7 protein-coding genes and 2 pseudogenes are annotated in these 6,495 nt (G+C 66.9%); 4 read left to right on the top strand and 5 right to left on the bottom strand.

Annotated elements, in window-relative coordinates; genetic code table 11:
- Positions 1–325: 325 nt before the first annotated feature.
- Positions 326–1,279: an ATP-binding cassette domain-containing protein gene (locus tag AB0C20_RS34385; protein WP_357569564.1), complete on the bottom strand. Its 954-nt coding sequence runs from the start codon at positions 1,277–1,279 to the stop codon at positions 326–328.
- A gap of 794 nt (positions 1,280–2,073) precedes the next feature.
- Between AB0C20_RS34385 and AB0C20_RS34380 the strand changes: the two genes are divergently transcribed.
- Positions 2,074–2,910 (top strand): IS5 family transposase, encoded by an 837-nt coding sequence (locus tag AB0C20_RS34380; RefSeq protein ID WP_357569563.1) that lies wholly within the window; start codon positions 2,074–2,076, stop codon positions 2,908–2,910.
- A 147-nt stretch (positions 2,911–3,057) separates the two neighbouring features.
- A pseudogene (locus AB0C20_RS34375) lies at positions 3,058–3,246 on the top strand (GNAT family N-acetyltransferase); the annotation flags it as partial.
- Positions 3,247–3,616: 370 nt separating this feature from the next.
- Here the strand turns inward: AB0C20_RS34375 and AB0C20_RS34370 are convergent.
- A complete protein-coding gene (locus tag AB0C20_RS34370; protein WP_357569567.1) occupies positions 3,617–3,796 on the bottom strand; it encodes a hypothetical protein in 180 nt (59 codons plus the stop codon).
- Between the two features lie 152 nt (positions 3,797–3,948).
- Between AB0C20_RS34370 and AB0C20_RS34365 the strand changes: the two genes are divergently transcribed.
- Complete coding sequence (locus AB0C20_RS34365) at positions 3,949–4,380, top strand: cold shock domain-containing protein (protein WP_357569566.1); 432 nt, start codon at positions 3,949–3,951, stop codon at positions 4,378–4,380.
- Positions 4,381–4,522: 142 nt separating this feature from the next.
- On the opposite strand, the gene trxA is transcribed toward AB0C20_RS34365, so the two are convergent.
- The 3 genes and pseudogenes from trxA to AB0C20_RS34350 form a co-directional block, all read right to left on the bottom strand.
- The gene (trxA, locus tag AB0C20_RS34360; RefSeq protein ID WP_357569562.1) at positions 4,523–4,870 is read right to left on the bottom strand and encodes a thioredoxin; all 348 of its coding nucleotides are present in this window, start codon (positions 4,868–4,870) and stop codon (positions 4,523–4,525) included.
- Complete coding sequence (locus tag AB0C20_RS34355; RefSeq protein ID WP_357569561.1) at positions 4,840–5,232, bottom strand: MerR family transcriptional regulator; 393 nt, start codon at positions 5,230–5,232, stop codon at positions 4,840–4,842. Before AB0C20_RS34355 ends, trxA begins: the two co-directional genes overlap by 31 nt.
- A gap of 148 nt (positions 5,233–5,380) precedes the next feature.
- A pseudogene (locus AB0C20_RS34350) lies at positions 5,381–5,678 on the bottom strand (transposase); the annotation flags it as partial.
- Positions 5,679–6,015: 337 nt separating this feature from the next.
- Here AB0C20_RS34350 and AB0C20_RS34345 point away from each other — a divergent pair.
- On the top strand, positions 6,016–6,495 hold a 480-nt coding region (locus tag AB0C20_RS34345), incomplete at its 3' end, for an IS110 family transposase (RefSeq protein WP_357569565.1).

Here is a 6,495-nt window from a genome sequence, read left to right as displayed (position 1 = left end):
CGGTCAACGCTTGTTTGAGTAGTGACTCGGCGTCCTCGCGTTCGATCAAACGCATTGTTTCCTCCATGTCTGAACGACGTATCGCGTCCGTCGAATACGCTGATCGTCAATAGAGGGCGGCGTCGGTCATGTTTACCTCCCGTCATCGGTCGTGGATCTGTCGATGAACTCTGGTCAGGTGACCGGAGGGCGGCGGAACCAGCGCTCGAGGTTGCGCACCCAGGGGGTCAGCGCGAGGAACCCCCGGTCACCGGGGCGGATATGTGGACGGCTCTGGACACGGCGCTCCCGCATTCGTCCGCAGCGGACACGGTGCCCGCGGGTCTCAACGGCGGGTGAGGGCCTCGGCGTCGCGGCGGGCGAAGGCCAGGTAGACGTCGTTGAGCGTCGGCTCGGTGAGCGAGACCTCTGTGATTTCCGCGGTCGGCTCGTCCACCGTGCGCACTACCTCGACCAGATCGGCGGTCCGCGTGACCGGGGTGCTGATGCCGAGCCCGGTGGGATCGACGACTGCGGTGCGTCCGGTGTCCTGTAAACGTCTGGCGGCGTGCTGGGCCTGTTCGGTGTTGGCCAGTGTGACGTGTACGGTGCGGCGTCCGATCTGGGCCTTGAGTTGTGTTGCTGTGCCGGCTGCGACGATGCGGCCGTCGGAGAGCACGGTTATGGTGTCGGCCAGCCGGTCGGCCTCCTCCAGGTACTGGGTGGTGAGTAGTACCGTGGTGCCGTTTTGGACCCGGCGTCCGACGAGGTCCCAGAGGCCGGTCCGGCTGACTGGGTCGAGACCGGTCGTCGGTTCGTCGAGGAAGAGCAGCTCCGGGTCGCCGACGAGGCTGGCGGCGAGATCGAGGCGGCGGCGCGTGCCGCCTGAGTAGGTTCGGCTTGGCCGACGGGCTGCGCTGCTGAGTTCGAACAGCTGGAGCAGTTCGTCGGCGCGTCGGCGGGCGTCGGTGCGGCCGGCGCCGAGTAGTCGGGCGATGAGCACCAGGTTGTCGTAGCCGCTGAGCTGTTCGTCGATCGACGCGTACTGCCCGGTCAGGCCGATTATCCGTCGTACCTCGCGGGCGTCGCGGACCACGTCGAACCCGCCGACCCGTGCTGTTCCGGAGGTCGGTGGCAGGACTGTCGTGAGGATCCGCACGAGGGTTGTCTTGCCGGCTCCGTTGTGGCCGAGTAGCCCGAGAACCTTGCCTCGGTGCAGCAGGACGTCGATCCCGTTGAGTGCGTGCTGGCTTCCGAAACGGCGGGTCAGCCCGCACGTCTCGATCATGAGTTCACTCATGCCGTGTATTTCCCCCGTGTAGCCGACTCGGACAGGTGCCGAATCCTGGCGCCGCGGCATATCCGCAGCTCAAACCCGTCGGCATTCGTCGTGGTCAGTGTCCGGCAGCGAGCCTAACAAGCATTCTTGAACGCGGTCAATGCTGCTCAATCCTTCGGTCGTGGTTCTCAGGACGTTCACAGCTAGACCGATGATGTGCTTAGGCATCGAACCCCTATGTCATCTTGGTTCGGTAAACAGGGGTTGACCGGGCGCGTAGGTGTTCATAGGTTTCAATGCGAGTCGCGGCCCTGTCGTTCGGAAACTCGTCGACGCTGGTCAGGCTGCGCTTGTGTACTCGTATGACGCCACCGAACAGCCGGGATCGTATGAGTCGGTGGGAGGTCAGGTCGGGCACCGGCGCGGGCTGCTCCTGGACGAGGGGAGGTAGTGGTACTCCGGCGGCTTGCTCGGGTGGCGTCTCGGCGTCCGCACGGGTCCCAACGGCAGGCTTCGCCTGACTGGACGTTTGCTTCATTTTCGTGCCGGTAGCGGCCTATTTGCATCTCGGGCCTTGATGGCGCAAGGTGCCCGACCTGACCGGGAAAGGGCGCATCTTGCCGATTCAGCCCTGACCGGAATCAGAGCATTCCGCCCCGCGATCATGTCTGATTCACTTTTACCCCGACATCGACGGACATGAAGTCCGCCGCGCCCGCCTCCTCGCGCCGTACGCCTGAGTGCGTGTTTGAGAAGGCCCAATATGGACGGTGTGGCGGCGTGACGATGGCCGTCGGGGCGGGCAGGGTGTCCGGGTGTCGTCGCCTCGTCGTGGTTACCCGTCGGATCTGACCGATGCCCAGTGGGCGTTGATCGAAGGGTTGTTGCCGGAGCCCAGCACGGACGGGCGGCGGGAGAAGCACCCTCGTCGGGAGATCGTCAACGCGATCTTGTACGTGGTCCGCTCGGGGTGTCCGTGGCGGTACCTGCCGGCGGATCTGCCGCCGTGGCAGACGGTGTACTGGTACTTCATGCGCTGGGAAGACGCCGGTGTGACCGAGAACCTGCTGGCCACGCTGCGGGTCAAGGCGCGGGTGCAGGACGGGCGGAATCCGGAGCCCTCGGCGGGGATCATCGACTCGCAGTCGGTGAAGGGCGCCGACACCGTCGGGCAGCCGACGCGTGGCTACGACGCGGGTAAGAAGGTCAACGGCAGGAAACGGTTCATCATCACTGATACCGCCGGGCTGTTGGTCACCGTGGCGGTGATGGCGGCGTCGTGGCAGGACCGCGACGGCGCGAAGATCGCCCTGCTCAGCGCTTATCTGGCCACCCCGATCCGGCACGTCTTCGCCGACCAGGGCTTCGCGGGCCGTCTCGTCGACTGGACCCGTGACACCTTGAAGATCACGCTGGAGATCGTGCGGAAGCCCGCTGACCAGCGGGGCTTCGCCGTGCACCCGCGCAGGTGGGTCGTGGAGCGGACCCTGGCATGGCTCACCGCCTGCCGCCGGCTGGCCCGCGATTACGAACGCCACCCTGAAATCTCCGAAGGCATCGTCAGGTGGGCCGCCATCGCCGGCATGACCCGCCGCATCACCCGCGGCCGGCCAGCCCAACGGCAGGCAAAGCGCACCTTCATCTGGACCTGATCAAGTCCCTCTCAAACACGCTCTGAGGAGGCCGAGGCCTTCCGGACGCTGAACGAAGAATGGATCTCCCATTTCTTCACCATCGAAGAGTCCGACCGCAAGACGCTCGGCGACCCGTTCGCCGCCATCGTCGCCCCGGGCGGCGACGTGCTGATCCTCCGCGACGGCGGGGAGATCGTCGGCTGTGTCGCCTTGGTCCGCAACTCGGACGACGTCTTCGAGCTGTCGAAGATGACGGTGGTCCCGGCGGTGCGTGGCAAGGGCCTCGGCCGCCAACTCATCAAGGCGGCGATCGAGCGCGCTCGCGGGCTCGGCGCGGCCACCCTGTTCCTGGGCAGCAACACCAAACTCGCCAACGCGGTGCACCTCTACGAGACGACCGGTTTCCAGCGTCGGTCCGGAACAGATCCCGCTGCCGCCGTACGCCCGCGCCGACGTCTTCATGCAGATGTCGCTCTGACCGGTGCGGGCCGACACGAGGCGCCGGGGTGCTCGGCGCTGGGCCGACACTGTTGGCGAACGATACGTGGACGGGCGGCACGGCACTCGCCCGACGTCCGACGTCCGACGACGATGGCTCCGACGACGACTGACCTGACCAGTGGTGCCCGACCGGAACCACCATCCTGGTCGGGCGCCGCTGTGGTGTCGGAGGACGCGCCGCGGTGTGGGGGTGCGGGCGGGACCCGCGTCACGCGTCAGGCTGTCACTGGCCGGCAGAGCCTTCGACGCCGGAGCGGGGCTCGAGAACCGCCACTGCGGTTTCGGACGAGCGCAGCGCCGCGACGGCATCGAGGTTCGTGTCGATCTCGCGCCAGCGGGTCCACAGGCGTACCCGCTCGTCGCCCGTCGCGGCGCGCCCACGGACCAGCCGCCGCCCGTCCACCAGGTCGACGGTCGCCTCCGGATGGGCCTGCAGGTTGAGCCACGCGTCCGCATCAACCGAGCGGGTCGAGCGGAGTCACCGCGAGTGTTCCGGTAGCGTTGCGGGGCAGAGTGCGGGCAAGTCCTGGTTGAGTGGTGGAGTGGGTGGTGGCTGTGTGGGCGGTAGGTAAGGTCATCCGGTTCGACGAGTCGCGTGGTTACGGCTTCATCGCGCCGGCGAAGGGCGGGGAGGACATCTTCGTCCACGCGAACGATTTCGGTGAGCAACGGCATCTCGTACATCCCGGCATGCGTGTCGAGTACGAGGTGGAGGCCGGCGACCGTGGTCTGAAGGTGGCGTCCCTGCGGATCGTCGAGCCGGTGGCGGTCTCCCGTCCGGAACGGGCACCGGACCTCGCGCCGGTGCGGACCGCGCAGACCGGTGAGGACGACGGGATGTGCGACGTCCTGTCGCCGCGCGAGTTCACCCACGAGGTGACGGAGCTGCTGATCGAGCGGGTGCCGACGTTGACCGCCGCCCAGGTCTCCACGATCCGGCAGTCCCTGGTCGACCACGCCCGATCGCACGGCTGGGTCGAGAGCTGAGGTGGTGGCCCTCGCGAAAGGCGTGCCCTGTCGGAGCTGGCCCCGTGACCAGGATGGACGTGGGCCAGTGCGACGATCCCGATCCGACCGTGCCGGACCCCCGATCAAGCGGCTGAATGCGGAACTCGACCGGGGGTGTCGGTCACAGGCCGGCGTGCGTGGTCAGGCTCTGCCGCAGGTGCAGTTTCGGCCTGGACCCGACGACCGAACCGACGACCTCACCCCGACGGAACACCAGCAGCGTCGGCAGGGACATGACTCCGTAGCGCCGCGTGGCCTGCGGGTTGTCGTCGGAGTTGAGCTTGGCGATGGCCACCCGGTCGGCGAACTCTCCGGCCAGCTCGACGAGGCTCTTCTCGATCATCTTGCAGGGCGGGCACCATTCCGCCCAGAAGTCGACCACGACGGGCCGGTCGCTGGCCAGCACCAGCTCGGCGAACGTGGCATCGGTGACGGTGATCAGGGGGCTGACGGTCGTTTCCTGGGGCATGTTTCCTCCCGGTGCGCGATGGCGTGGGTGAGCTGGGCGCGCAACTGCTGACGGACCGCTCCGAGCCGATCGAGGTAGTCGTCGACCTCGGCGAGCTTGCGTCGCAGCACCAGCACGGAATCGGGGCAGACGTCGCCCGATGCGTTTCCCGCCCGCAGGCAGGCGACGAACGGACGGACGTCGTCGAGGCCGAACCCGACGTCGAGCAGCGCCCGGATCTCCCGGACGACCCGCAGGTCCGCCTCGTCGTAGACCCGGTAGCCGTTGGCCGAGCGCCGCGGGCGTCCCAACCCGTGGGCCTCGTAGTCGCGCAACGTCCGGGTGCTCGTGCCGGCCCGTTCCGCCAGCTCGCCGATCAGCATCAGACCTCCTCGACCAGCCCGTCGCGACCAGGCTAAACCTTGTCGTCAGCGTCAAGGCAAGGTCGCGCCCGGGCACGACTCACAGCGCCGCGAGGCGGCGCCCTGAGCGTCTGCGCGTGCCGGGAGGGTCTAGGGCGTACTTGGCGGATCATGGGGTTCGGCCGGGTACGGCGCGGAGCCAGTCGAGGGTTTCGGCGAGGTCGAGTGTGGCCTGGTAGGAGTCGGCAAGCTTGTCGTACCTGGTCGCCAGGGCACGCCAGTGTTTTCGCCGGTTGAAGCCGCGTTCGACCTGGTTACGGTTCTTGTATTGCTGCGGGTCGAAGTCCGGTGGGCGTCCGCCCGATGATCCTTTCCTTGCACGGTTGGCTTTCTGGTCGTCGCGCTCGGGGATCACGGCTTTAATCTTGCGGGCGCGTAGGGGCCCGGTTTGCCTTGCTGGAGTACGCCTAATGAGCATGCAAGGGCTGGTCTTGCCCGGCTCGTTCGGAGATCTCGCGTTGTAGCCCGCGCATTGAGCGCTTCGACAAGACCGATCCGACACGGCGGGTCCTGGCAGGACCGGCCCTTGTGCAGTGGTAGTCACTTGCTTGAGCCGCTCGCGTGGGTCACCTCTGGACAGGCCTGGATCATCGAATCCTTCGACAACGGTGGAGGGCTACGCGGGCGTCCACGGTCACTTCAACGCTGGTGGGATGGTGGACCGAGAGTCCTTTCATTAGGTCGCGCGTGATCGTGGCAGGCCCGCCCGAATCTCAGATATCGCCTACGAGGGGGTTGATGCCTATGACTGTTTACTGCGGAATTGACTGGGCCGAGGAACACCACGACGTCGCGATCGTCGACGACAGCGCCGGGTTGGTCGCACGGTTGAGAATCGGTGATGACGCGGCCGGTTACCGGCAGCTGATCGACCTGCTCGCCGACGCCGGCGACAACCCGCAACAGCCGATCCCCGTGGCGATCGAGACCTCCCGGGGTTTGCTGGTGGCTTGCCTGCGGGCGACCGGTCGGCAGATCTACGCGATCAACCCGGTCGCGGTCGCTCGTTACCGAGACCGATATACCGTCTCACGCACCAAGTCCGACCATGTCGACGCGGTGGTCCTGGCCAACATTCTGCGCACCGACATGGCCGTGCACCGGCCGCTGCCCAACGACTCCGAACTAATACTGCAACGGCAGTTGGTCAGGGGTAGCCGTGTCGTCGGTAGTGGCAGGTTCGGGCTTGGTGTTGGCGTCGTCGGCGCCATCGGGACCAGGCCC

The organism is Micromonospora sp. NPDC048843 (assembly GCF_040649965.1).
Classification (GTDB): domain Bacteria; phylum Actinomycetota; class Actinomycetes; order Mycobacteriales; family Micromonosporaceae; genus Micromonospora; species Micromonospora hortensis.
This window is presented reverse-complemented; position numbering and strand designations above follow the sequence as displayed.

Excerpts from the sequence above, each read along its gene's own strand:
- AB0C20_RS34355 (WP_357569561.1), bottom strand. The coding sequence starts at position 5,232 with ATGCTGATCGGCGAGCTGGCGGAACGGGCCGGCACGAGCACCCGGACG.
- AB0C20_RS34385 (WP_357569564.1), bottom strand. The coding sequence starts at position 1,279 with ATGAGTGAACTCATGATCGAGACGTGCGGGCTGACCCGCCGTTTCGGA.
- trxA (WP_357569562.1), bottom strand. The coding sequence starts at position 4,870 with ATGCCCCAGGAAACGACCGTCAGCCCCCTGATCACCGTCACCGATGCC.